The organism is Pseudocnuella soli (assembly GCF_004347775.1).
Lineage (GTDB): Bacteria > Bacteroidota > Bacteroidia > Chitinophagales > Chitinophagaceae > Flavisolibacter > Flavisolibacter aquaticus.
The window spans coordinates 4,049,158-4,075,506 of record NZ_CP037755.1; the positions used below are offsets into that span (position 1 = coordinate 4,049,158).

General features: G+C 50.3%; 16 protein-coding genes. 11 read left to right on the top strand and 5 right to left on the bottom strand.

Going from position 1 to position 26,349, the window contains the following annotated elements:
* Positions 1 to 344: 344 nt before the first annotated feature.
* The 5 genes from rpoC to EPD17_RS16710 all read right to left on the bottom strand — a co-directional run bounded on the left by rpoC (position 345) and on the right by EPD17_RS16710 (position 7,924).
* Positions 345 to 4,634, bottom strand: coding sequence for a DNA-directed RNA polymerase subunit beta' (gene rpoC, locus EPD17_RS16690; protein ID WP_114235021.1), 4,290 nt, complete (start codon positions 4,632 to 4,634; stop codon positions 345 to 347).
* A 341-nt stretch (positions 4,635 to 4,975) separates the two neighbouring features.
* Entirely contained in the window at positions 4,976 to 5,227 is a 252-nt protein-coding gene (locus EPD17_RS16695; RefSeq protein WP_132055708.1) for a hypothetical protein, read from the bottom strand.
* A 46-nt stretch (positions 5,228 to 5,273) separates the two neighbouring features.
* Entirely contained in the window at positions 5,274 to 5,753 is a 480-nt protein-coding gene (locus tag EPD17_RS16700) for a hypothetical protein (protein ID WP_132055709.1), read from the bottom strand.
* 70 nt (positions 5,754 to 5,823) lie between these two features.
* A complete protein-coding gene (locus EPD17_RS16705) occupies positions 5,824 to 6,192 on the bottom strand; it encodes a hypothetical protein (protein WP_132055710.1) in 369 nt (122 codons plus the stop codon).
* Positions 6,193 to 6,373: 181 nt separating this feature from the next.
* Positions 6,374 to 7,924: a hypothetical protein gene (locus EPD17_RS16710; RefSeq protein ID WP_132055711.1), complete on the bottom strand. Its 1,551-nt coding sequence runs from the start codon at positions 7,922 to 7,924 to the stop codon at positions 6,374 to 6,376.
* Between the two features lie 327 nt (positions 7,925 to 8,251).
* Between EPD17_RS16710 and EPD17_RS16715 the strand changes: the two genes are divergently transcribed.
* The 11 genes from EPD17_RS16715 (at position 8,252) to EPD17_RS16765 (ending at position 26,157) form a co-directional block, all read left to right on the top strand.
* Entirely contained in the window at positions 8,252 to 9,418 is a 1,167-nt protein-coding gene (locus tag EPD17_RS16715) for a 2-isopropylmalate synthase (protein WP_114235017.1), read from the top strand.
* Positions 9,419 to 9,542: 124 nt separating this feature from the next.
* Positions 9,543 to 10,943, top strand: coding sequence for a 3-isopropylmalate dehydratase large subunit (leuC, locus tag EPD17_RS16720; protein WP_132055712.1), 1,401 nt, complete (start codon positions 9,543 to 9,545; stop codon positions 10,941 to 10,943).
* 5 nt (positions 10,944 to 10,948) lie between these two features.
* Complete coding sequence (leuD, locus tag EPD17_RS16725) at positions 10,949 to 11,533, top strand: 3-isopropylmalate dehydratase small subunit (protein WP_132055713.1); 585 nt, start codon at positions 10,949 to 10,951, stop codon at positions 11,531 to 11,533.
* 77 nt (positions 11,534 to 11,610) lie between these two features.
* Complete coding sequence (gene leuB / locus EPD17_RS16730; protein ID WP_132055714.1) at positions 11,611 to 12,726, top strand: 3-isopropylmalate dehydrogenase; 1,116 nt, start codon at positions 11,611 to 11,613, stop codon at positions 12,724 to 12,726.
* A 189-nt stretch (positions 12,727 to 12,915) separates the two neighbouring features.
* Entirely contained in the window at positions 12,916 to 14,628 is a 1,713-nt protein-coding gene (gene ilvD / locus EPD17_RS16735) for a dihydroxy-acid dehydratase (protein ID WP_132055715.1), read from the top strand.
* Between the two features lie 36 nt (positions 14,629 to 14,664).
* Positions 14,665 to 16,413: a biosynthetic-type acetolactate synthase large subunit gene (gene ilvB, locus EPD17_RS16740; RefSeq protein WP_132055716.1), complete on the top strand. Its 1,749-nt coding sequence runs from the start codon at positions 14,665 to 14,667 to the stop codon at positions 16,411 to 16,413.
* A gap of 130 nt (positions 16,414 to 16,543) precedes the next feature.
* Entirely contained in the window at positions 16,544 to 17,140 is a 597-nt protein-coding gene (gene ilvN, locus EPD17_RS16745) for an acetolactate synthase small subunit (RefSeq protein WP_114235011.1), read from the top strand.
* Between the two features lie 206 nt (positions 17,141 to 17,346).
* The gene (gene ilvC, locus EPD17_RS16750; RefSeq protein WP_114235010.1) at positions 17,347 to 18,417 is read left to right on the top strand and encodes a ketol-acid reductoisomerase; all 1,071 of its coding nucleotides are present in this window, start codon (positions 17,347 to 17,349) and stop codon (positions 18,415 to 18,417) included.
* Positions 18,418 to 18,619: 202 nt separating this feature from the next.
* Positions 18,620 to 19,873, top strand: coding sequence for a threonine ammonia-lyase (gene ilvA / locus EPD17_RS16755; protein WP_132055717.1), 1,254 nt, complete (start codon positions 18,620 to 18,622; stop codon positions 19,871 to 19,873).
* Between the two features lie 161 nt (positions 19,874 to 20,034).
* On the top strand, positions 20,035 to 24,555 hold the full coding sequence (gene gltB / locus EPD17_RS16760; protein WP_240040651.1) for a glutamate synthase large subunit: 4,521 nt from the start codon (positions 20,035 to 20,037) through the stop codon (positions 24,553 to 24,555).
* A 102-nt stretch (positions 24,556 to 24,657) separates the two neighbouring features.
* Positions 24,658 to 26,157, top strand: a complete 1,500-nt coding sequence (locus tag EPD17_RS16765; protein ID WP_132055718.1) for a glutamate synthase subunit beta — start codon at positions 24,658 to 24,660, stop codon at positions 26,155 to 26,157.
* Positions 26,158 to 26,349: the final 192 nt, after the last annotated feature.

Sequence of the window (26,349 nt, forward strand, 5' to 3'; positions counted from 1 at the left end):
TATTGCTAAATTTTTGCTATTCATTCCGTATTGCACCTCAATGGATGGGCTTGTTATTGACAGGCAATTTTGCGATAAATTAAAACGCTAAGTATTTTCCTGTACTACATTAAATTTTTATTGCAGATGCGCACTGACCGGATGCCTATTTTACCGGTAACAACATTTAACAGCGTGCATTTTTTTAAATAAAATGTCCGCCAAACGATAGACTCACGGGCATGTACATGCGCAAAAAAGAAAGCCCACACCATCGCTGCAATATTTTTTTACATATAAAAAAGAACCCCGCCGGCTGGCAGGGTTCTTTTTTATTAATCTTGACTAATCTTACAAATCACTGGTTACTCTTCTTCGTCGAAACTCATCACCTCGCGGGTAGTTTGCAACAACTCGTATTCTTCTTTCGAACCTACGATGGTGTTGTCAAACTCACGCAGACCTGTACCCGCAGGAATTGGGTGACCGGTGATTACGTTTTCTTTCAGACCCAGCATGTCATCGGCCTTGCCCTGAATGGCTGCAGAAGAAAGCACCTTGGTAGTTTCCTGGAACGACGCAGCCGAGATCCAGCTTTGGGTACCCAGCGAAGCCTTGGTGATACCCAGCAACGTTGGCGATGAAGTGGCAGGTTGCGCATCGCGGAACTCAACCAGCTTTTTATCGGCACGGCGCAGGATGGAGTTTTCTTCCCGCAGTTCGCGCAGCGTAACAATCTGGCCGGCACGCATTTTCGAAGATTCGCCCGGTTCGGTCACTACCTTCTTGTCAAAGATGTAATCGTTTTCGTCGAGGAACTCGAATTTGTCTACCAGGTCTTCTTCGAGGAAGCGGGTGTCGCCCGGATCCTGGATCGATACCTTACGCATCATCTGGCGTACGATCACTTCAATATGCTTGTCGTTGATCTTTACACCCTGCAAGCGATACACTTCCTGGATTTCGTTCACCACGTATTGCTGTACTGCAAATGGTCCCTGAATGTTCAGGATATCCTGCGGTGAAGTTTGGCCATCGGAAAGCGCATTACCCGCTTTGATGAAGTCGCCGTCCTGTGCCAGGATCTGGCGGGTCAGCGGAACAAGGTATTTTTTGGTAACACCGTCTTTTGCCTCGATGATGATCTCGCGGTTACCGCGTTTTACAGCACCCATGGTTACCACACCGTCAATTTCAGAAACGATGGCAGGGTTGGATGGGTTACGTGCTTCAAACAGTTCGGTTACGCGGGGCAGACCACCGGTGATGTCGCGGAGTTTACCCAACACCCGCGGAATTTTTACCAGTACCTGGCCAGCTTTTACCTGGTCGCCTTCGTCCACTACAATGTGTGAACCGGTAGGCAGGTTGTAGCTTTTACGCTCTTTACCTTCCACCAGGATCGAAGGAATCTTTGTTTTATCGCGGGTTTCGATAACCACCTTTTCGCGGTGGCCGGTCTGTTCGTCCGACTCTTCGCGGTAGGTAACGCCATCGATTACGTTCTCGTATTTCAGTTCACCATCGATCTCGGCAATGATTACGTTGTTGAACGGATCCCAGGTACAGATCACCTGACCTTTTTGAATGGTCTGGCCATCTTTTACAGCCAGTGTAGCACCGTAAGGGATGTTCATTACGTTGAGCAAACGGTCGTTTTTCACGTCCATGTTGCGGATCTCACCGGTACGGCCGATAACCACCTGTACTTTCTCGCCTTCGTTGTTCAGAACGGTTACGGTACGCAAACCGTCGAACTGCAGCGTACCGTCGAACTTGGCCAGCATGGTAGATTCTACAGCTGCAGAACCGGCCACACCACCCACGTGGAAGGTACGGAGGGTAAGCTGGGTACCGGGTTCACCGATGGACTGTGCAGCGATGATACCTACAGCATCACCACGCTGTGCGGTGTAACCTGTAGCCAGGTTTTTACCATAGCATTTTACGCAGGTACCGCGTTTGCTTTCGCAAGCCAGTACAGAGCGGATCTCTACGGTTTCAATACCCGAATCTTCGATCTTCTGGGCAATCTCCGGAGTGATTTCTTCACCTGCTGCAATGATCAGTTCATCGGTCAGCGGGTTGTAGATATCGTGTACCGATGTGCGGCCTTCAATACGGTCGCTCAGCGGCTCGATGATGTCTTCGTTGTCTTTCAATGCCGAGGTTGCAATACCACGCAGGGTGCCGCAGTCATCGTCGGCAATTACCACATCCTGTGCAACGTCCACCAAACGACGGGTCAGGTAACCGGCATCGGCCGTTTTCAGGGCCGTATCCGCCAGACCCTTACGGGCACCGTGGGTAGAGATAAAGTAGTCCAATACGTTCAGACCGCCTTTAAAGTTGGAGAGGATCGGGTTTTCGATGATCTCCGAACCGGTAGAACCAGACTTACGCGGCTTGGCCATCAGACCCCTCATACCAGCCAGCTGTTTGATCTGCTGCTTGGAACCACGGGCACCCGAATCGAGCATCATGAATACCGAGTTAAAGCCTTGCTTGTCGGTAGCCAGTTCGCGGATCAGGGTTTCGGTAATGCGGGTATCTACACGGGACCAAATGTCAACGATCTGGTTGTAACGTTCGTTGTTCGTGATCAGACCCATGTTGTAGTTTTCCCAAACCTCTTCAACTTCTGCCTTCGCATTTTCCAGCAGTTCGTTTTTGATGTCGGGGATGATCAGGTCATTGATCGAGAACGAAAGACCACCGGAGAAGGCCATACGGAAACCAAGCTGCTTAATATCATCAAGAAACTTAGCCGTTTTTGGAATGTTGGTGATGCGGATGATGTCGCCAATGATCTCACGCAGGTTTTTCTTGGTGAGCAGGGCGTTTACAAAACCAACCTCATCAGGCACATGTTGGTTGAACAACACACGGCCTACAGTAGTTTCCAGCAGCTTATTAACCAATTGCTCATTTTCACGAACATTTGTTTTTACGCGGATATGCGCATGCAGGTCAACACGGCCTTCGTTGTAGGCAATGATCACTTCTTCTTCGCTGTAAAACGCTTTGCCTTCGCCGCGAACTTTTAATTCGTCGGTAGATTTGCGGCCTTTTGAAATATAATACAGACCCAGTACCATGTCCTGCGAAGGCAGGGTAATGGGGGTACCGTTTTGCGGGTTCAAAATGTTGTGCGACGCCAGCATCAGCAATTGCGCTTCCAGTACGGCAGCGTTGCTCAGCGGCACGTGCACGGCCATCTGGTCACCGTCAAAGTCGGCGTTGAACGCCGCGGTAACGAGGGGGTGCAACTGTATGGCTTTGCCTTCAATCAGTCGGGGCTGGAAAGCCTGGATGGAAAGACGGTGCAGCGTTGGGGCACGGTTGAGCATTACCGGGTGACCTTTCAGGATGTTTTCCAGGATGTCCCAGATAACGGCTTCTTTTTTATCAACCAGTTTGCGGGCCGATTTTACGGTTTTTACAATACCACGCTCAATCAGCTTGCGGATGATAAACGGCTTGAAGAGCTCGGCAGCCATATCTTTTGGCAAACCGCACTCATGCAGTTTCAGTTCGGGGCCTACCACAATTACCGAACGGCCGGAGTAGTCCACACGTTTACCCAACAGGTTTTGACGGAAACGGCCTTGTTTACCTTTCAGTACATCGGAAAGGGATTTCAGGGCACGGCCACCTTCTGCTTTTACGGCGTTGCTCTTACGGCTGTTGTCGAACAGGGAGTCCACCGCTTCTTGCAGCATACGCTTTTCGTTGCGCAGGATCACCTCAGGAGCTTTAATTTCCAAAAGGCGCTTCAGGCGGTTGTTGCGGATGATCACCCGGCGGTACAGGTCGTTCAGGTCGGAAGACGCAAAACGGCCACCATCCAGGGGAACCAGCGGACGCAGTTCGGGTGGAATAACCGGGATGTACTGCATGACCATCCACTCGGGGCGGTTGGTAATACGGGTATTGGCATCGCGGAAAGATTCCACCACCGACAGGCGCTTCAGGGCATCAGCCTTACGCTGCTGCGAAGTTTCCGTTGCAGCGGCGTTGCGCAGGTCGAAGGAAAGTTGGTCGAGATCGATGCGGGCCAGCATATCGTGCACTGCCTCGGCACCCATCTTTGCAATGAATTTATTCGGATCCTCGTCGGGCAGGTACTGGTTGTCCTTGGGCAGGGTATCCAGGATGTCGAGGTATTCTTCTTCGGTGAGCAGGTCGCCGTAGTTCTGGCCTTTATCGGCACGGATGCCGGACTGAATCACCACAAAGCGTTCGTAGTAAACAATGCTTTCCAGCTTTTTGGAAGAGGTTCCCAGCAGGTAGCCGATCTTGTTGGGCAAGCTTTTGAAGTACCAGATGTGTACCACGGGCACTACCAGCTTGATGTGGCCCATGCGTTCGCGGCGCACTTTTTTCTCGGTAACTTCTACACCGCAGCGGTCGCATACGATGCCTTTGTAGCGGATGCGTTTGTATTTGCCGCAGGCGCATTCATAGTCCTTTACCGGACCAAAGATGCGCTCACAAAACAAACCATCCCGCTCCGGCTTGTAGGTCCGGTAGTTGATGGTCTCAGGCTTCAGCACCTCGCCAAAACTCTTCTCCAGGATAGAGTCGGGCGAAGCCAGTCCGATCGTAATCTTCGAAAACGTTGCTTTCGGACGATTGTCTTTTTTTAGAGCCATATAATGATTGGTAATTTTTACGTTTTTTTCCGGCGTTCAACAAAAATTGCCCTGCATAGCAAGGCTTGAACCGCTCTTTCGAACAGTTGAAAACTCATTGAACACCAGTAATTTAAGTGATTGTGCTTTAGACAACAGGGCCAATATACCTAAATTAAGACGGCAAAGGTAAGGGAAAAGCACCAAAATTTATCCACAACCTAGAGCGCTGAGAGGATTAACGAACCCTTGACGATTGCAGAGCGATGCCTAAATTAGTGAAAACGCTGCAACATAAACATAAAAAGCCCCGAAGGGCTTTTTATGTTTATGTTGCAGCCTGTTGTTTAATTTGGCGCAAGCTACAAACCATTGGCCTTTTTCTGCAAATCAGTTTCCGATACAATGCCTTTATTGGTAATGGTAAAGGTGGCCGGCATCACATCCGGCAATTGCACCAGTTCGCCTTTTGCCGTAAGTTCTCGCAACAACAGCCGCAACTGTTCTGCATCCGGCACAAAACCAATATTCTCGACTTTTGCAATGTCATCAATAGTAAGGGTTTCGTGCTGCGTCATGGCAGCCAGCAAAACTTCGCGGTTGAGTTGTTTCATCGATTTCTGTTTATAAAAGTTTCAGGCAGCAAAGCCTTGATCTGAATTATTGTTGTTCAACGGATTGTTGTTGGGCAAGAATGTTCTTGCGCATTTGGTTCAATTCAAGCAAACGTTCATTTTTCTGATTGAGGCGGTTGGCCAGGTTGTTTATATTTCCTTGCTGGTCTTTATAATCCGCATCAGCAGAACGGGCACTTTTTGCAGCCTGTACCGATTTGCGGGCTTTGCGTTTGGCACGACGTGCCTCTTTAACAGTTCCATTTACTGCATCCTGCGCCATGGTACTAGTAGTGGATGCCGACTGCCGGGCATCGGATGCCGATTCGTTGGCCTTTGTCTGGTACGCAGGAAGGTTATTTCGGGCAATTTCCAGCTTGGCCGTAAGTGATGCTATTTCATTGCTTAAGGCCACGTACTCTTTATTTAAATTTGGCGTGTCTGCAAGTGTTTTATACTGTTGCGCCCCTACAGGCATAAGGCCGAAGAGCAACAAAATGCAGGTCAGCATGCTGTACTTTTTCATATTGATAATTGAATGTGCCTGTTTGCCCCGAAAGGCAGCAAGCCATGTTGTGTTATTGTAAAAAGAAAAGTCAGGCGGTTTGGGATTGCAGTTGGTATACCTCTAGTTCCCTTCCCTTCAGTTGGTAAAAAAGATTCTGCAACTGGTGTAGGGTTTTGATTTCAACGCCTACTCGGTGGTGTGAAAAATCAAGCAGCCAAAAATCGCGATCCAACTCCATTTCAGGACCTGTGCCCGATATGGCTTTGTTGCGCTGCCACACCTTGAAGTATGTGTGAAAGCTGAAACCGGAAGCTTCCAAAACCTCAGGAGAAATAGGAATGGGCTGAAGATCATCGGTATGGTAGGTGAGTTGAGTTACCTGCTCCATGGCCAGGTTCTGGTTGTTGTGGGCCTTTTGTACCCAATTTCCCAGTCTTAATTCTTGCGGGGCTATCATAATTAAATTTTTTGTGTAAAAATTCGGAGAAAGCCGGTGCAAGGATTGAAACTCCCGAATCAGGAGTTGAAAGGATTACAAAGCGTTTCTGAGAACAGTTGTAAGGTACACTTAATATTCCATTGCAACATTTATATTATTGATTTTCATTAAATTATAATAATGAGGAGACTACAGCAAATTACAGCACTTTAGTTTCCTTTAAAAACCGCTCCCTGATTACATCCATCACGGCCACATTGCGGACCTTGCTCTCGAGCCAGGAAATAATATCGAGGTACAGGAAAGCGCGGGTTTCATATTTGTTGCGTTCCAGGCCACGCAGTTTTTCCAGCAGTTTTTGAAATTCCTCCTTTACCTGGAACCGCGATAGCTGCAGCGATTTACGCAAAAACCGCATGATCTCCTCCTCTACCCCGCTGATGTTTTCCATTTTCAACATAAAGCGGTACACCGATTTCATCAGGTATTCCAGCAGCTCGTAATTACCCAATTCGTAATGCGCAATCAGGTGCAGCAGGCGGGCATAACACTGGAGGTCGCTGCGGAGGTCGGTCTTCCAGTTGATAATTTTATTTAAATAATCAATCGACTGCTCGTATTGACCGCAGCCAAAATACAGCGAGGCAAATTTGTAATAAAACACCAGCACCCGGTGGCGGTCCATGTATAGTCCGTAGTCGCTCAGCTTTTCTTCAATCTGCGGGATCAGCTGCACACCTTCGCGAAAAGTGCCGCACATAAAGTGCTTGTTGATGCGGCCGATATTGAGGTATACAAAAGCCTGTATCCGGTTGTTTTCGCTGGCCGAAATGGATTTGTTTTCGGCAAAAGCCTCAAACTGCTGCAGCACTTCCCGAAACCTGGGATAGTTGCCCAGGTCGAAATGAGCACTGAGCAGGTTGTGCATGCCTTTAATATAATTAGCCGTATCAATATCGATCATGAAGGGCTGGTCGTGAAAAAGGTCCACCCATTTTTGCGTATAGCGGTAATACATCAAAAAGTCGTGGCGAATGAACGCATACCAGCAATAGCTTTGAAACAGGTACAGCTTTTCGTAAAAGCCCGCTGCCTTTGCGGCGTCTTTAGGCAGGTGTTTTTTAAAATAATCCTGCAGCACAATCTCGTCCCGCTCGTTGCGGGCATGCCCGTTTTTAATATACCAGCTATACAGTTGCAGCGCCAGGTTCGATAGCTGCGTCATCAGCACCAGGCGGCCGTTTACGGCATCGGCTTCGGAGGTGAGTTGGTCGGCGCGGTCCTGCATGCTGCGGGTAATGTGCAGCGATTCGATCTTTTTTTCCAGCGAAATAACCTGCACCATAATGGTGACCTGGTTGTGCGACCGGGCAGTATCTTTTATTTTATCCAGCAACTTCAGGCTTTGGTGGTACAGGCCTTTTTTATACAAAATGCGGGCATAGTCCAATTGCTCGTGGAGTTGTATATCAATATCGGCGCCGTTATCCAGCAGGCGCAGCGATGCCAGTATTTGTTTATACAACAGCGCTTTGGTGTTGGACAACTGCAGCTTGGAGATGCCGGGTGCTTTTTTCAAAATGGCTGCTTCGTCGTATTCGGACAGTTTATCCATGGCATCGAACAGCTGCACCACTTTTAGTTCTTCGTTCGATGAATTACGGGTGGAGTAGAGTTTAAAATTCCGCTTTTCGCTCTTCGAAAGAGAACGGACCAATAAAAAAAGAGGGTCGGCAGAACGGTTGGGCATCGTAATTCTTTTTGAACAAATGTATTGGAAACCAATAATATAGATAGATAATCCGGACAGTTAAGCAATGTAAATTAATCCATATTTTAGTTCTGCTGCGCCAATAGGCCATGCTACATTTACATCAGAGCGGGCTGTTTCTCATAATAAGCAAGCAATCGTTAATACCAGCCCGCTCTAAAATTTTTCCGCTCCGAAATAGATGTTAAGGGTGAATGGGCCTGATTGTTTCGATCAGGCATTTTTTAAACCCGCCGGCGTTGAAACGAAAACCATCAAAAAGCAGCAGGCCCACGTGAGGCGCCTCGCGAAAAAGAACTTTATTCTATGGCCGATAACAAAGTCTATATTTTCGACACTACCCTGCGCGATGGCGAACAAGTACCCGGCTGTAAGCTGAATACTTCCGAAAAAATTGAGCTGGCCCTCCAACTCGAGGCTTTGGGTGTAGACATTATTGAAGCGGGTTTCCCTATTTCTTCTCCCGGCGATTTTGAGTCGGTAAATGCCATTGCTAAAATTGTAAAAAACGCAACCGTTTGCGGCCTCAGCCGTGCGGTGCAAAAAGATATTGAAGTAGCCGGCGAGGCGCTAAAGCCCGCAGCCCGCAAAAGAATCCATACCGGTATCGGCACATCCGACCTGCACATCAAAGCAAAATTCAACGCTACCCGCGAAGAGATTTTGCAGCGTGCCATCCAGGCCGTGAAATGGGCCCGCAACTTTACCGACGACGTAGAGTTTTATGCCGAAGATGCCGGCCGCACCGACAATGAATTTCTAGCCCGGGTAGTGGAGGCTGTTATCGCAGCCGGCGCCACTACCGTTAATATCCCAGATACGACTGGCTATTGTTTGCCCCATCAGTACGGAGAAAAAATCGCTTATCTCGTCAACAACGTGCCCAATGTAGATAAAGCGGTCCTCTCCTGTCATTGCCACAACGACCTTGGGTTGGCCACCGCCAACTCCATTGCTGGCGTAATTGCCGGTGCCCGCCAGATCGAGTGCACTATCAACGGCCTTGGCGAACGTGCAGGCAACACTGCACTGGAAGAAGTGGTGATGATTTTGCAACAGCACAAACTTGGCCTGTACACTAATGTAAACGCCAAAATGCTGAACCCGCTGAGCCGCATGGTCAGCGATGTTATGCGCATGCCGGTACAGCCCAACAAAGCCATTGTTGGCGGCAACGCATTTTCACATTCGTCCGGCATTCACCAAGATGGCTTTTTGAAGGATGCGCAGACCTACGAGATCATCAACCCCGTAGAAGTGGGCGCCGAAGAAAGCAAGATCGTACTCACAGCCCGGAGCGGCCGCAGTGCTTTGGCGCACCGCCTGCAGAAACTGGGATTTCAATACACCCGCAACGACATCGACGTTTTGTACCAGGAATTTCTGAAAGTAGCCGACGCTAAAAAAGAAGTGCTGGAAGACGACCTGGTCGCTATTTCGAAAGCATATCAGAAGGAAGCAGTAGTAGCGTAGAAAGATGATGGATGGTAGATGATTGAGATGATAGTTGGCAGTTGGTAGTTGATAGTGAAAACAACATTGACCATGCACGATTGACGTTTCACGTTTCACGAAAGAACAATATTTCACACTCCCCATGGGTAAGACCTTAGTAGAAAAAATTTGGGAAAAACATGTGGTTCGCTCTATTGAAGGCGGACCAGACGTGTTGTATATCGACAAGCACCTCATTCACGAAGTAACATCTCCGCAGGCATTTGCCGGGTTGGAGAAAAGAGGCATTCCCGTGGCCCGTCCACAGCAGGTCGTAGCCACCGCCGACCACAACGTACCCACCATCAACCAACACCTGCCCATCCGCGAAGAACTGTCGCGCAAACAGGTGGAAAAACTGATCGAGAACTGCACCAATCACGGCATTGAATTATACGGCCTTGGTCACCGCTACCAAGGCATTGTGCATGTAATCGGGCCAGAACTGGGCTTCACCCAACCAGGCATGACCATTGTTTGCGGCGACAGCCACACTTCTACGCATGGCGCGTTTGGTTCCATTGCATTTGGCATTGGTACATCGGAAGTAGAAATGGTGCTGGCTACACAATGCCTCATGCAAAGCAAACCCAAGTTGATGCGCATCAACGTTGAAGGCGAACTAACCAAAGGCGTTGTTGCAAAAGATATTATCCTCTACATCATTGCGCAGATCTCTGCCAGCGGGGCCACCGGCTTTTTTGTGGAGTATGCCGGTTCGGCCATCCGCTCGCTGAGCATGGAAGGCCGCATGACCGTCTGCAACATGAGCATCGAAATGGGAGCCCGCGGCGGACTCATCGCTCCGGACCAAACCACGTTCGACTATGTGCAGGGCCGCACTTTTGCCCCCAAAGGCGAAGCATGGGATAAAAAACTGGTCGAATGGAAAGAGTTGTATTCAGATGCGGATGCAAAGTTTGATCACGAGATCAACATCAATGCAGCCGATATCGAACCCATGATTACCTGGGGCACCAACCCCGGCCTGGGCATAGGCATCAACGATGCGATTCCAACTACCGAAACACTTTCGGAAGGCGAAAAACGCAACCTGAAAAAAGCGCTGGAATATATGGGTCTGCAAGAAGGTAAAGCCATTAAAGGCATGCCTGTGCAACATGTATTTATTGGCTCCTGCACCAACAGCCGTATTGAAGACCTGCGCCTGGTGGCCGATGTGGTAAAAGGCCGCCGCAAGAACGACAACGTTAAAGTAATGATCGTTCCCGGCTCGCAGCAAGTAGCCGAGCAGGTACGTGCCGAAGGGCTGGATAAAATATTCGAAGCCGCCGGCTTTGAAGTACGCCAGGCCGGATGCAGCGCATGCCTCGGCATGAACGAAGACAAAGTGCCCGCAGGTGAATACTGCATTTCCACTTCCAACAGAAACTTTGAAGGAAGGCAGGGTGCCGGTGCCCGCACACTGTTGGCCAGCCCGCTCACTGCAGCGGCCGCAGCCATCACCGGAGTAGTAACCGATGTTCGTGAACTTTTAGGATAAACTGAATGCAACCCATTAGAATTGTACATAGCACATTCGTTCCGCTGCCACTGGAGCAGGTAGATACCGACCAGATCATTCCGGCTCGCTTTTTAAAAGCAACCACCCGCGATGGATTTGGCAAAAACCTTTTTCGCGACTGGCGTTATGAGGCTGATGATGAAGCAAGGCCGAAAAAAGATTTCGTTCTGAATAACCCATTGTACCGCGGCGAAATATTAGTAGCGGGTAAAAACTTTGGTTGTGGATCTTCCCGCGAACATGCCGCATGGGCGGTGCTGGATTATGGTTTTAAAGTAGTGGTGTCGTCATTTTTCGCCGACATTTTTAAAAACAATGCACTCAACAACGGCGTGCTGCCGGTGCAGGTTAGCGAAGGCTTTTTGCAACAAATATTCGAACAGGGCCCGGATGCAACTTTGACCGTTGACCTCGAAGCACAAACCATCACCATCGATAAAACTGGTGCTCAGGAACAGTTTGAGATCAACAATTATAAAAAAACCTGTCTGCTCAATGGATACGACGACATTGATTATTTACTGAGCATGAAGAGTGACATTGAGGCATTTGAAACAGCGAGAAACTAGCAACAGGATGGCAGCCACAAGCAGCAAGAATATAGCTACAAGCTACCAGCCTGGAGCTCAATAAAAACATACGAAACGTGAATAAAAATATTGCAGTCATAAACGGTGATGGTATTGGCCCGGAAGTAACCGCCCAATCAATCAGGGTGCTGAATGCCATTGGTGAGAAGTTTGGCCACCAGTTCAATTACACTTATTGCCTGATGGGTGCCGATGCTATTGACAAAACCGGCAACCCGCTGCCCGATGAAACCATCGAAGTGTGCCTCAATGCTGATGCGATTTTGTTTGGCGCCATCGGCCATCCCAAATACGACAACGACCCCACGGCAAAAGTGCGTCCGGAGCAAGGCCTTCTGAAGCTGCGCAAATCGCTGCAACTGTTTGCCAACATCCGCCCGGTAAATACTTATCCTGCACTGGAGCACTTGTCGCCGTTGAAAGCAAAGCAACTCGAGAACGTTGACTTTGTAATTTACCGCGAACTGACCGGCGGCATTTATTTCGGTGAAAAGAAAGTCGCGGACGATTATAGCGAAGCTTCCGACCTCTGTGTTTACTCCAAACCCGAGATCGAACGCATAGCGCATCTGGCTTTTAAAGCAGCACAACAGCGCCGCAAAAAACTGACGCTGGTTGATAAAGCCAACGTGTTGGAAACATCACGCTTGTGGCGTAAAGTGGTGCAGGAAATTGCACCGCAGTACAGCGATGTGCAGGTTGACTTTTTGTTTGTAGATAATGCGGCCATGCAGATCATCGTTAACCCCAAGCAGTTCGATGTAATGTTGACCGAGAACATGTTTGGCGATATTCTTTCCGATGAAGCTTCGGTTATTTCCGGTTCATTAGGTTTGTTGCCTTCTGCTTCGGTGGGTGCCGCTACTGCGCTGTTCGAGCCCATTCATGGTTCTTATCCACAAGCTGCAGGTAAAGACATTGCCAACCCCACCGGTTCCATTCTTTCTGCAGCTATGATGTTGGAGCATTTTGGCTTGCTCGAAGAAGCAGCAATCGTACGTTCGGGTGTGGCTTGGGCATTGAGCAATGGCTTTGTAACAAAAGACATTGATGGCGTGAACTATTATTTCACTTCCACCATCGGCGAGCTGATTGCCGACTATGTACACAACCGTGTGAACACCGAAGTGAATCGCAACAACATCGAGCTGCGCAAATCAACCATCATATAACAATTACAGATTAAAGGTTTGAAAATGATTTCCACCATTGCACATATAGCTGTAAGCATTATTGCTATCGTGGTCATTATTATTCCGGCATAAACTGGAGGCGTTTACTTTTTACTACCATATAAAAACCGCCTCCACTGGAAAGGCGGTTTTTTTTGAAACATACTGCATCAAAATTTTAGACAAACAATGAGCGACGCAACAACACCACAGGCAGGCAATGGCATTTTGAACAAATACAGCCGTGTGCTGACGCAGGACGAAACCCAACCCGCGGCACAGGCCATGCTGTATGGCATTGGCCTTAGCGATGACGACATGAACAAGGCACAGGTAGGCATTGTGAGCATGGGCTACGATGGCAATACCTGCAACATGCACCTCAACGACCTGGCTAAAATTGTAAAGCAAGGCACCTGGGACAACGATCTTGTGGGCCTCATCTTCAACACCATTGGCGTGAGTGATGGCATGAGCAACGGCACCGATGGCATGCGCTACTCTTTAGTGAGCCGTGATGTAATTGCTGATTCCATTGAAGCTGTTTGCGGCGCTCAATATTACGATGGCGTGATTGCACTGCCTGGCTGCGACAAAAACATGCCTGGTTCCATCATTGCCATGGGCCGCTTGAACCGCCCTGCCATCATGGTGTATGGCGGTACCATTGCTCCTGGCCATCACAACGGCCAGGACCTGAACATTGTTTCGGCGTTTGAGGCATTGGGACAAAAAATTGCCGGCACCATCACGCCTGAAGATTTTAAATGCGTGGTAAAAGCATCCTGCCCCGGCGCCGGTGCCTGCGGCGGTATGTACACGGCCAACACAATGGCTGCAGCTATTGAAGCACTGGGCATGAGCTTACCTTATTCTTCTTCAAACCCCGCTATTTCGGAAGATAAAAAAAAGGAATGCCTTGAAGCCGGCAAAGCCATCCGCTTGTTGCTTGAGCGGGATATTAAGCCTTCGGACATCATGACCCGCAAGGCTTTTGAAAACGCTATTGTTACCATCATTGTGCTGGGTGGTTCTACCAACGCGGTGCTGCACCTGATTGCCATGGCCCGCAGCGTGGATGTGCCGCTGACGCAGGACGACATACAAGCGATCAGTGACCGCACACCGGTGCTGGCCGATTTCAAACCGAGCGGCAAATACCTGATGCAGGATTTATACCAACACGGCGGTGTGCCTGCAGTAATGAAGTACCTGTTGCAAAAAGGTCTGCTGCATGGCGACTGCCTTACGGTAACCGGTAAAACCGTAGCCGAAAACCTGGCGGATGTTCCGGAACTAGATTTTGAAACACAAAAAATCATCCTGCCGCTGGAAACACCCTTGAAAGCATCAGGGCATTTGCAAATACTTTACGGCAACCTGGCCGAAGGCGGCTCGGTTGCAAAAATCAGTGGCAAAGAAGGCGAACGCTTTGAAGGCCCCGCCCGTGTATTTGATGGCGAGCAGGAACTCATTGCCGGCATCCAAAGCGGCCGAGTCCAACCCGGTGATGTCGTCGTTATCCGCTACGTAGGACCTAAAGGCGGACCCGGCATGCCCGAAATGCTGAAACCGACATCGGCCATCATTGGCGCAGGTTTGGGCAAATCGGTAGCGCTCATTACGGATGGCCGGTTCAGTGGCGGCACCCACGGTTTTGTGGTGGGCCACATTACCCCCGAAGCCTACGAAGGCGGCAACATAGCACTGGTGCAGGATGGCGACACCATCACCATCGATGCAGTAAACAATACGATATCGGTAAAACTGTGCGACGGCGAGTTGTTGGGCCGCAGGGCACAATGGCAGCAGCCGCAGCCAAAAGCAACAAAAGGCCTGCTTTTTAAATACGCACAAAGCGTAAAAAATGCCGCCAACGGTTGCGTTACCGACGAAGCATAAATCATTTTCTTTCTTGACCGCATAAACTTGTAGCATATGACTACGCAAACACTCAACGCCGAAATTCAGCAGCCAGCCGAAACCCCAAATCCCCTTCAGGAAGTATCGGGCTCCGTGGCTGTGCTGGAAGCCCTCATTGCCGAAGGCGTTGATACCATTTTTGGATATCCCGGGGGCGCCATCATGCCTATTTATGATGCGCTGTACGATTACAACGACAAGATCAAGCATATACTAGTGCGCCACGAGCAGGGCGGCATCCATGCAGGCCAGGGCTATGCCCGCACATCGGGTCGGGTAGGCGTGGTGTTTGCCACCAGCGGCCCCGGCGCCACCAACTTGGTTACCGGCCTGGCCGATGCACAGATCGACAGCACGCCGCTGGTTTGCATCACCGGCCAGGTGTTTGCACACCTGCTGGGCACCGATGCTTTCCAGGAAACCGATGTGATCAATATCACCACCCCGGTAACCAAATGGAACTACCAGGTTACCGATGCTTCCGAAATTCCGGAAGTGATGGCCAAGGCGTTTTACATTGCCCGCAGCGGCAGGCCCGGCCCGGTGCTGATTGACATTACCAAAAATGCGCAGCTGCAAAAATTTGCCTACAGCGGTTACACGCCTTGCAACCATATTCGCAGCTACCGCCCCAAACCCATTGTGCGCAAAGAATATGTGGAGGAAGCGGCAAAACTGATCAACAGCGCAGAAAAACCATTCATACTTTTTGGCCAGGGCATCATCCTGGGCAAGGCTGAAAAAGAGTTCAAACAATTTGTTGAAAAATCGGGCATTCCTGCTGCCTGGACCATCATGGGCCTGAGTGCACTGCCCACTGACCATCCGCAGAACGTGGGCATGCTGGGCATGCACGGCAACTATGGCCCAAATGTACTCACCAACGAATGCGATGTACTCATTGCCATCGGCATGCGTTTCGATGACCGCGTTACCGGCCGCCTCGACAAATACGCTAAGCAGGCAAAAGTGATCCACCTGGACATTGACCCAGCCGAAATTGATAAGAATGTAAAAGCAACGGTTCCGGTTTGGGGCGATTGCAAAGAAACACTTCCGCTGCTTACTGAGCTGATCGAGCAAAAAGTGTATCCGCAGTGGCTCGAAAAGTTCAACGAGTTCCGCAACCAGGAAGAGCAGATTTGCATACAGCCTGAGAAAAACCCGGACACCGAGATCATGAGCATGGCCGAAGTGCTGGAAGCCCTCAACGAACTCACCAACGGCGATGCGGTAATTGTAACCGATGTGGGCCAGCACCAGATGGTGGCCTGTCGCTATGCCAAGTTCAACGCTTCCAAAAGCAATGTAACATCGGGCGGCCTCGGTACGATGGGTTTTGCACTGCCGGCTGCCATCGGCGCCAAGTACGGCGCACCGCAGCGTACCGTTGTAGCCATCATCGGCGATGGCGGTTTTCAAATGACGCTACAGGAGTTGGGCACCATCATGCAGTTTGATGTGAATGTAAAGATCCTCATCCTCAACAACGAGTTTTTGGGCATGGTGCGGCAGTGGCAGCAACTGTTTCACGACCGCCGCTATTCGTTTGTAAACATCACATCACCCGACTTTGTGATGCTGGCAAAAAGCTACGGCGTTGAAGGGCAAAAAGTGGCGCAGCGCGAAGGTCTGAAAGCCGCCCTGAAAGCAATGCTGGAGCACAACGGATCGTATTTACTGGAAGTAATGGTGGGCAGAGAAAACAACGTATTCCCGATGGTGCCGCAAGGTTGCAGCGTATCGGAAATCCGCTTGCAGTAGTCCCTTGTCCTCCAACTGCGAAAGTAACGGCGAAGGATAAGCGCTTTTATGTAGCCAGCTACAGTAGCACTGTTCAGCACCGGTTGCGTCGCACACTTCATCGGCTAACACATCATTCAACAAAGGCATCATGAAACAGGAATATACCATCACCGTTTATACCGAAAACCATATTGGCTTGCTCAACCGTATCGCCATTATTTTTTCGCGCCGCAAAATCAATATTGATTCGCTCAACACCTCTCCTTCCGAGATTGAAGGCATCCACCGCTTCACCATCGTGATCGATGAAACCGAAGAAGTAGTGCACAAGCTGGTACGCCAGATCGAAAAGCAGGTAGAAGTGCTCAAAGCATACTACAATACACCGGAAGAAATTGTTTGGCAGGAAATGGCACTGTATAAAGTGCCTACCGACGAAATTGCCGAAAAGGTAAAAGTAGAACGCCTGCTGCGCCAGTACGGTGCCCGTGCCGTAGTGATCCGCAAAGATTACACAGTATTTGAAGCAACCGGCCACCGCGAAGAAACCGACAAATTGGTGGAAGTGCTAGCACCCTACGGCCTCATCGAGTTTGTACGCACCGCCCGTGTGGCCATCATCAAAGCCAGCAAAGGTTTCCACGACAAACTGAAAGAGTTTGAAGAAGCCGAACCCGGCGAAGAAGTGATCGAAAATGAATACCTGAGCCAGCGCGAAGCGCTGTTTCCGGATACAGGATATTGAGGTTTTACTGGTCTGGCCACTTGGAGTGGCCTGACCAGTAAAACCAGATTTACGATTGACGATTTCGGAATGCGGATTTATTAAAAACAACAAGTGTACTCCTGGAGATCACCTTCCGAAATTCGAAATCGCAAATCCGAAATTTTCTCCTTAGAGATATTTACAGATTAAACAAAAACACAAGCACTCATAAACAACAATCAACCATGGCAAAATTAAATTTCGGTGGTGTTGAGGAAAACGTAGTAACCCGCGACGAGTTCCCGCTTTCCAAGGCACAACAGGTTTTAGCAAATGAAACAGTAGCCGTAATTGGTTACGGTGTTCAGGGTCCCGGCCAGGCACTCAACCAAAAAGATAATGGCATCAACGTGATCGTTGGCCAGCGTAAAAATTCAAAGACCTGGGATAAGGCCATCGCAGATGGTTTTGTACCCGGCGAAACACTCTTTGAAATCGAAGAAGCGCTCCAACGCGGTACCATCATTTGCTACCTGCTGAGCGATGCCGCCCAGATTGCCCTGTGGCCTACCGTGCAAAAGCACCTCACGCCTGGCAAAGCCCTTTATTTTTCGCATGGCTTTGGCATCACCTTCAACGAGCAAACCGGCATCATCCCGCCGTCTGATGTGGACGTGTTCCTGGTAGCGCCTAAAGGTTCGGGCACCTCACTGCGCCGCATGTTCCTGCAGGGCCGTGGCCTCAACTCTTCGTATGCCATTTACCAGGATGCAACCGGCCGCGCCAAAGAGCGGGTTATTGCACTGGGCATTGCTGTAGGCAGTGGCTACCTGTTCGAAACCGATTTCCGCAAAGAAGTATACTCCGATCTTACCGGCGAACGTGGTACCCTGATGGGCGCCATCCAGGGCATTTTTGCAGCGCAATACCAGGTACTGCGCGACAAAGGCCACACGCCTTCCGAAGCGTTCAACGAAACCGTTGAAGAGCTGACCCAAAGCCTGATGCCGCTGGTGGCCGAAAATGGTATGGACTGGATGTACGCCAACTGCTCTACTACTGCTCAGCGCGGTGCACTGGACTGGTGGAAGAAGTTCCGCGATGCTACCGCCCCTGTTTTCCGCGAACTGTATGAAAGCGTGGAAACCGGCAAAGAATCACAACGTTCCATCGACTCCAACTCGCAGCCCGACTACCGCGAGAAACTGGAAGTAGAATTGAAAGAACTGCGCGAAAGCGAAATGTGGCAAGCCGGCAAAACCGTACGCAGCCTGCGTCCGGAAAACCAAAAGGTTGAAGCCGACGCAACAGCATAAATCATATTCGTGAAACGTGAAACGCCAAACGTGAAGAGATAAAATGGTTTGTTGAACAAGCGGCAATGCTTCTATTAAACTTTGGTTGCGACGCTCCGTTCAACACCTGCAACGCTGATCAGCATGTGTATGACACAGTGCTTTTAGCAGCGCCACTTTTCACGTTTGCCTTTTCACGTTTCACGATTTCCAAAAAGTATCAATGACATCAACCCACACCCTACCCGCACTGGATGTTGCCGGTGCAGCAGAGCGGTTAAAAAAGGTAGTAACCCGCACACCGCTGGCCTACAGCCACAACTTGTCCCGTAAGTATGGCGCCACCATTCTGCTCAAACGCGAAGACCTGCAGGTGGTACGTTCTTACAAACTGCGCGGTGCCTACAACATGATTGCATCGCTGCCGCAGGAGCAGCTCGAACGCGGTGTTGTGTGTGCATCGGCCGGCAACCATGCACAGGGCTTTGCTTACTCCTGCCGCAAAAAAGGCATTCGTGGTGTGGTGTTTATGCCCATCATCACGCCGCAGCAAAAAGTGCAGCAAACCAAAATGTTTGGTGAAGGCTTTATCGAGATCAAACTTATAGGCGACACTTTTGATGATTGCGCGGCGGCTGCAAAAGAATACACACTGGCCAACGGCCTTACATTCATTCCCCCGTTTGATGACTTGCGCATCATTGAAGGCCAGGCAACCGTAGGGTTGGAAATACTCGAAGACCAATCGGACATTGATTATGTTTTTGTGCCGGTTGGCGGCGGCGGACTGGCCGCAGGCGTGGGTAGTTATTTTAAAAACTTTTCTCCCAAAACAAAGATCATCGGGCTGGAACCGGAAGGTGCGCCATCGATGAAAACCGCACTGGATGCAGGCCATCCGGTGACGTTAGAAAACATTGAACGCTTTGTAGACGGCGCTGCCGTAAAACGTGTGGGTGAAACCACCTTTTCCATCTGCAAAGAAGTGCTCGACGAAATGCACCTCGTAGCCGAGGGTCAAGTTTGCTCCACCATCCTTAAATTATACAACGAAGATGCACTGGTGGTAGAGCCCGCCGGCGCATTGTCCATTGCCGCACTGGATCATTTCGCCGATGAAATCAGGGGCAAAACCGTGGTATGCGTGGTCAGCGGATCGAACAACGATATTGCCCGCATGCAGGAGATCAAAGAACGGTCGCTGCAATATGAAGGGCTGAAGCATTATTTCCTCATCCGCTTTGCACAGCGCCCCGGCGCACTGAAAGAGTTTGTAAACCATGTACTCGGCCCCACCGACGACATTGTGCGGTTTGAGTACATGCAAAAGCACAACAAAGAAACCGGTCCTGCGTTGGTAGGCATTGAATTACAATCGAAAACCGATTATGAAGTGCTGCTCACCAACATGAACCATTACGGTATCAACTACACCGAATTAAATAAGAACGATAACCTTTTCGGCTACCTCGTTTAATCACCATAAAAGACATTTCTTTTAAAGAATCCGCTTTTTTTCACACGCATTTCTATATTTTATTTAATGAAATGCTGTTTTTGTTGTAATTTCAAGCGATTGCCCCACCATATGATTAATGACTGATTTTTCGGGCAACCGACAATTTTTTAAATATATCAATGAAGCGTATGGCTGGCAACACCGGATTATATTCTCCCGCATTTGAACGCGACTCCTGTGGCATTGGCTTTGTGGCCAATATTAAAGGGCACAAATCACATCAGCATATTTCTGATGCCCTTACCATCCTCGAAAACATGGAGCACCGCGGGGCCTGCGGTTGCGAAAACAACACCGGCGATGGCGCCGGTATCATGATCCAGACACCTCATGAATTTTTCTTCGACGAATGCGTGAAACTGGGCGTACACCTGCCTTCATTTGGCCGCTACGGTGTAGGCGTCCTGTTTTTCCCCAAAGACATCAGGCTGAAGGAAGAATGCCGCGACATTTTCAACCGCGCTGCCGAAAAGCTGGGCCTCGAAATCATTGCTTACCGCAAGGTGCCCGTTAACCCGGATGGCATTGGTGCCACCGCCCTTTCGGTAGAGCCCGAAATGGAGCAGGTGTTTATTGCATCGCCCGACCATATTTCGAACCCCGAAGAATTTGAACGCAAATTGTTTGTGCTGCGCAATTATGCATCGCACCTCATCAACAATACCGTAAAGCGCGACAACATCGGGTTTTACATTGCATCGCTTTCGTACAAAACCGTGGTGTACAAAGGCCAGCTTACCTCCAACCAGGTGCGTGGCTATTTTCCCGACCTGCAAAACAAGCGGGTTGTTTCGGCGTTTGGCCTGGTGCACAGCCGTTTTGCCACCAACACTTTTCCCTCCTGGAAACTGGCACAGCCGTTCCGTTTTATTGCCCACAACGGTGAGATCAACACGGTGCAGGGCAACCTGAACTGGTTGAAAACTAACGAACGCAATTTTACCACGCCATACTTTTCCCGCGAGGAAATGGAGATGCTGCTGCCGATCGTTTCGGATGGACAATCCGACTCGGCCAGCCTCGACAACATGATTGAACTGCTGGCGCTCTGCGGCCGGTCGCTGCCGCATGTGATGATGATGCTGATCCCCGAAGCATGGGACGGCAACGACCTGATGGACCCGGTAAAAAAAGCATTTTACGAATTCCACGCTTCCTTTATGGAGCCTTGGGATGGCCCCGCCTCTATTTCGTTTACCGACGGAAAAATCATTGGCGCCACCCTCGACCGCAACGGTTTGCGCCCATCCCGCTACGCCGTTACCAACGACGACCGCGTAATTATGGCATCGGAAACCGGCGCTCTGCCTGTTGACCCGAAAATCGTGATTGAAAAAGGCCGCCTGCAGCCCGGCAAAATGTTCGTTGTGGACATGGAGCAGGGCCGCATCATTTCCGACGACGAATTAAAACAAACCATCTGCGGCCAAAAGCCTTATGCAGAGTTTTTGAACAAATACAAGATCCGCCTCGAGGAGTTGCCCGAGCCCCGCGTAACCTTTACACACCTCGAGCATGAGCAGGTGTTTAAGTACCAAAAAGCTTTTGGCTACAGCACCGAGGATCTGGAAAACATCATTGCGCCAATGGCGCTGGACGGCAAGGAGCCCATTGGCTCGATGGGTACCGACGTGCCACTGGCCGTGCTGAGCGATCAGCCGCAGCACCTCACTTCTTATTTCAAACAACTGTTTGCACAGGTTACCAACCCGCCCATCGATCCCATCCGCGAACGGCTGGTAATGTCGCTGGCCACTTTTGTGGGCAACAATGGTAGTTTGCTTACGGAAGATCCCATTGCTTGTCACACAGTGGCGCTGAAACAGCCCATCCTGAACAACCACGAGCTGGAAAAAATCCGCTCGATCGATACCGGCATTTTCCAGGCAAAAACACTGCAGCTTTATTTCCGCGCCGATGGCAAACCCGGCTCGCTGCAACGCGGCCTGGAGCGCCTTTGCCGCTACGCAGTAGATGCGGTGGATGATGGTTTTGAAGTCCTGATCCTTTCCGACCGTGCCATCGACTCCGACCACGCCCCCATTCCATCCTTGCTGGCAACGGCGGCGGTGCACCATCACCTGATCCGTAAAGGAAAACGTGGACAGGTAGGCTTGGTGGTGGAAGCCGGCGACTGCTGGGAAGTGCATCATTTTGCCTGCCTGGTTGCCTTTGGCGCCACGGCCATCAACCCATACCTGGCGCTTTCGTCCATCCGCGACATGAAGCTGCAGGGCTTGCTGGAAACAAACCTCGACCCCGATTACCTGAAAAAAAATTATGTAAAAGCGGTTAACGAAGGGCTGCTGAAGGTGTTCTCTAAAATGGGCATCTCCACGCTGCAATCGTACCAGGGTGCACAGATCTTCGAGATTATCGGCATCAACCGTTCGGTGGTAGATAAATATTTTACCGGCGCTGTTTCCCGCATTGAAGGCATGGGCCTCGACGAAATAGCACGGGAAACTTTGGCCAAACACAACCTGGCATTTTCGCAAAAAGAACTGCCGGTTGACCGCCTGCCCGTTGGCGGCATTTACCAGTGGAAACGCAAAGGTGAATACCACCTGTTCAACCCGCAAACCATTCACCTGCTGCAATACAGCACGAGGCTGAACGATTACAACACGTTCAAAAAATATTCGAAACTGGTAAATGAGCAAACCGAAAAAGCGGCAACACTGCGCGGCCTCTTCCAGTTCAAACGCAACCGCCCTTCTATTTCCATCGACGAAGTAGAATCGGCCGAGAATATTTACAAACGCTTTGCTACCGGCGCTATGTCGTTTGGCTCCATTTCGCATGAAGCCCACAGTACACTGGCCATTGCCATGAACCGCCTGGGCGGTAAAAGCAATACCGGTGAAGGTGGCGAAGACGAACTGCGCTACGAAAGGCTGCCCAACGGAGACTCGATGCGTTCGGCAATCAAACAGGTGGCCTCGGCCCGGTTTGGCGTAACGTCTTACTACCTCACCATGGCCGACGAGCTACAAATCAAAATGGCGCAGGGTGCCAAGCCCGGCGAAGGGGGCCAGCTGCCCGGCCACAAAGTGGACGAGTGGATCGGTAAAGTACGCCACGCCACACCTGGCGTAGGTTTGATCTCACCACCGCCGCACCACGACATTTACTCGATTGAAGATTTGGCGCAGTTGATTTTTGATTTGAAAAATGCCAACCGCGACGCCCGCATTTCTGTAAAATTAGTTTCGAAAGCAGGCGTGGGCACCATTGCAGCCGGCGTTACCAAAGCAAAAGCCGATGTAGTGCTGATTGCTGGCCACGATGGCGGCACCGGTGCTTCGCCGCTGAGCTCCATCAAACATGCTGGTTTGCCTTGGGAACTGGGCCTTGCCGAAACGCACCAGACCCTGGTAAAAAATAAATTGCGCAGCCGCGTGGTGGTGCAGGCCGACGGCCAAATGAAAACCGGCCGCGATATAGCCATTGCTACCCTGCTGGGTGCCGAAGAATGGGGCATTGCTACTGCCGCACTAGTGGTGGAAGGCTGCATCATGATGCGAAAATGTCACCTCAACACCTGCCCAGTAGGTGTAGCCACGCAAGATCCAGAGCTGCGCAAACGCTTCAACGGCGATGCGGAGCACGTAGTGAATTTCTTCAAATTCATCACGCAGGAACTGCGGGAAATTATGGCTGAACTTGGCTTCCGCACCATCAATGAAATGGTGGGCCAGGTTGATTGCCTGGAACCCCGCAACGACGTAAGCCACTGGAAATACAGCAAGCTTGATCTTTCCCCGATTTTATACAAAGAACCCGCTTCGCTGTACACCGGTTTGTACAAACAAGAAGAGCAGGACCACGGTATTGCCAATGTGCTGGACTGGAAACTGATTGAAGCAGCAAAACCAGCCCTGGAACGCGGCGAAAAAGTGTACCAGGAATTTAAGTGCATCAACACCGATCGCAGCATTGGCACCATGCTTTCGAACGAAATTTCGAAAACACATAAAGCAGCCGGCTTGCCGGAAGATACCATCCACTACAAGTTTACGGGAACCGCCGGTCAAAGCTTTGGTGCGTTTAATACCAACGGACTGACGCTGGAACTGGAAGGCGATGCCAATGATTATTTTGGTAAAGGCCTTTCAGGTGCCAAACTGGTGGTGTACCCTTCGGCCGACGCAGGTTTTGTGCCCGAGGAAAACATCATCATCGGCAACGTGGCCTTTTATGGCGGCACGTCGGGCTCGGCATACATCCGCGGTAAAGCAGGCGAACGCTTTGCGGTACGCAACTCCGGCGTAACCGCCGTAGTAGAGGGCGTTGGCGACCATGGCTGCGAATACATGACCGGCGGCTGCGTGGTGATACTGGGTAATACGGGACGCAACTTTGCAGCAGGCATGAGTGGCGGCATTGCTTACGTGTACGATGTAACCGGCAATTTTGCCACGTTGTGCAACAACGAAATGGTAGACCTCGACCCAGTTGGCAGCGAAGATGCAGTGCAGCTGCGCAACATGATCGAAAATCATTTTGCCTACACCGGCAGCACCGTTGCCCGCTTTGTACTCGACGACTTTGACGCACAGCTGCGCAATTTTGTAAAAGTGTTTCCCCGCGATTATAAGAAAGTGCTCCAGGCAAAAGCGCAGGCCGTTAAAGTGTAAAAAATATTTGAACCGCAAAAACACGCTGGAGTGCCAAGCGCTCCAGCGTGTTTTTGTGGTTTGAAAACCATCATCAATCATTTATCAACCATCATCTTCAATATGGGTAAGCCCACAGGATTTTTGGAATTTACTCGCGAACTGCCGGCCAAAAGGCCTGTGCCGGAGCGGGTACAGGATTACAACGAATTTATTGAGCGATACTCCGAGCAGCAACTCAACAAACAGGCAGCCCGCTGCATGGATTGCGGTGTTCCGTTTTGCCACAATGGCTGCCCGCTGGGCAACATCATCCCGGAGTTTAACGATGCGGTGTACCGCAAGTCATGGGAAGAAGCCTACGAAATACTTTCCCTCACCAACAACTTTCCCGAGTTTACCGGCCGCATTTGTCCCGCCCCTTGCGAAAGTGCCTGCGTATTGGGCATCAACCAGCCGCCCATTACCATCGAGGAGATAGAAAAGCACATCATTGAGATTGCTTTTGAAAAAGGCTTGGTAAAACCAAAAGCACCACTGGTACGCACCGGCAAAAAAGTAGCCGTGATTGGTTCCGGCCCCGCTGGTATGGCCGCTGCTGCGCAACTGAATTATGCGGGTCACCTGGTTACCGTTTTTGAACGCGACGATGCCCCGGGCGGACTGCTCCGCTACGGCATTCCGGATTTCAAGCTGGAAAAATGGGTGATCGACCGCCGCGTGGAACTGCTGGAACAGGAAGGTGTGGTGTTTAAATACAACGCCAATGTAGGCGTGAATGTGAGTGTAAATGACCTGCTGCGGGAATTCAATGCTATTGTGCTGGCAGGTGGCTCCACCGTGCCCCGCGACTTGCCCGTGCCCGGCCGCAACCTGAAAGGCGTTCATTTTGCCATGCAATTTTTAAAGCAGCAAAACAAACGCAACGCCGGCCTCGACCCACTTGCAAACCCCCAGATCGAAAGCAATATTTTTTCTGAACAACTCAACGCTGCCGGCAAAAACGTGATCGTGATTGGCGGCGGTGATACCGGTTCCGACTGTGTAGGTACATCCAACCGGCATGGCGCCAAATCCATTGCACAATTTGAGCTGCTGCCCAAGCCGCCCGAAAGCCGTGCCGCATCGATGCCCTGGCCCACCTACCCCATGGTACTGAAAACTTCCACTTCGCATGAAGAGGGCGTGGAGCGCCACTGGGCCGTAGCCACCAAAGCCTTTTTAGGCGACGAAGCAGGCAACCTGCGGGCCTTGCAAGTGGTGGACCTGGAATGGAAAATCACTGAGGACGGCCGCCCTGCTTCTTTTGTAGAAGTGCCGGGATCGGAGCGGGAAATGCCTTGCGAACTGGCACTGCTGGCCATGGGTTTTGTGCATCCACAAAAAGAAGGACTGCTGGCCCAACTGGACGTAGAGTTGGACGAACGGGGCAATGTAAAAGCTTCGGAGAAAGCGTACCAGACCTCGATCGGTAAAATATTCACTGCCGGCGATATGCGCCGCGGCCAGAGCCTAGTGGTTTGGGCAATCTCAGAAGGACGGGAATGTGCCCGCAAAGTGGACGAGTACCTGATGGGTTACTCCATTTTGGAGTCAAAAGACCAAAGTTTGATAGCATTATAGAATTTAAAATACACTGTAAAATTCACTCAAAAGCTGCACTTGTTGCAGCTTTTTTGTTTTTGAGCGTTTTTCATCGAATCAAAATTATTTAAAATCGCCACTTATCAGCGGTGACATTTAAATTAAGAAATAATATATCTGTCTATACTAATAAATATTAACACGTTAACATTTAATTTAGTAATAGAAATG

Coding starts and splice junctions, on each gene's coding strand:
- gltB (WP_240040651.1), top strand. CDS start 20,035: ATGAAGCGTATGGCTGGCAACACCGGATTATATTCTCCCGCATTTGAA.
- leuD (WP_132055713.1), top strand. CDS start 10,949: ATGCAACCCATTAGAATTGTACATAGCACATTCGTTCCGCTGCCACTG.
- ilvN (WP_114235011.1), top strand. CDS start 16,544: ATGAAACAGGAATATACCATCACCGTTTATACCGAAAACCATATTGGC.
- EPD17_RS16700 (WP_132055709.1), bottom strand. CDS start 5,753: ATGAAAAAGTACAGCATGCTGACCTGCATTTTGTTGCTCTTCGGCCTT.
- rpoC (WP_114235021.1), bottom strand. CDS start 4,634: ATGGCTCTAAAAAAAGACAATCGTCCGAAAGCAACGTTTTCGAAGATT.
- EPD17_RS16695 (WP_132055708.1), bottom strand. CDS start 5,227: ATGAAACAACTCAACCGCGAAGTTTTGCTGGCTGCCATGACGCAGCAC.
- EPD17_RS16715 (WP_114235017.1), top strand. CDS start 8,252: ATGGCCGATAACAAAGTCTATATTTTCGACACTACCCTGCGCGATGGC.
- ilvA (WP_132055717.1), top strand. CDS start 18,620: ATGACATCAACCCACACCCTACCCGCACTGGATGTTGCCGGTGCAGCA.
- leuC (WP_132055712.1), top strand. CDS start 9,543: ATGGGTAAGACCTTAGTAGAAAAAATTTGGGAAAAACATGTGGTTCGC.
- EPD17_RS16705 (WP_132055710.1), bottom strand. CDS start 6,192: ATGATAGCCCCGCAAGAATTAAGACTGGGAAATTGGGTACAAAAGGCC.
- ilvB (WP_132055716.1), top strand. CDS start 14,665: ATGACTACGCAAACACTCAACGCCGAAATTCAGCAGCCAGCCGAAACC.
- EPD17_RS16710 (WP_132055711.1), bottom strand. CDS start 7,924: ATGCCCAACCGTTCTGCCGACCCTCTTTTTTTATTGGTCCGTTCTCTT.
- ilvD (WP_132055715.1), top strand. CDS start 12,916: ATGAGCGACGCAACAACACCACAGGCAGGCAATGGCATTTTGAACAAA.
- EPD17_RS16765 (WP_132055718.1), top strand. CDS start 24,658: ATGGGTAAGCCCACAGGATTTTTGGAATTTACTCGCGAACTGCCGGCC.
- ilvC (WP_114235010.1), top strand. CDS start 17,347: ATGGCAAAATTAAATTTCGGTGGTGTTGAGGAAAACGTAGTAACCCGC.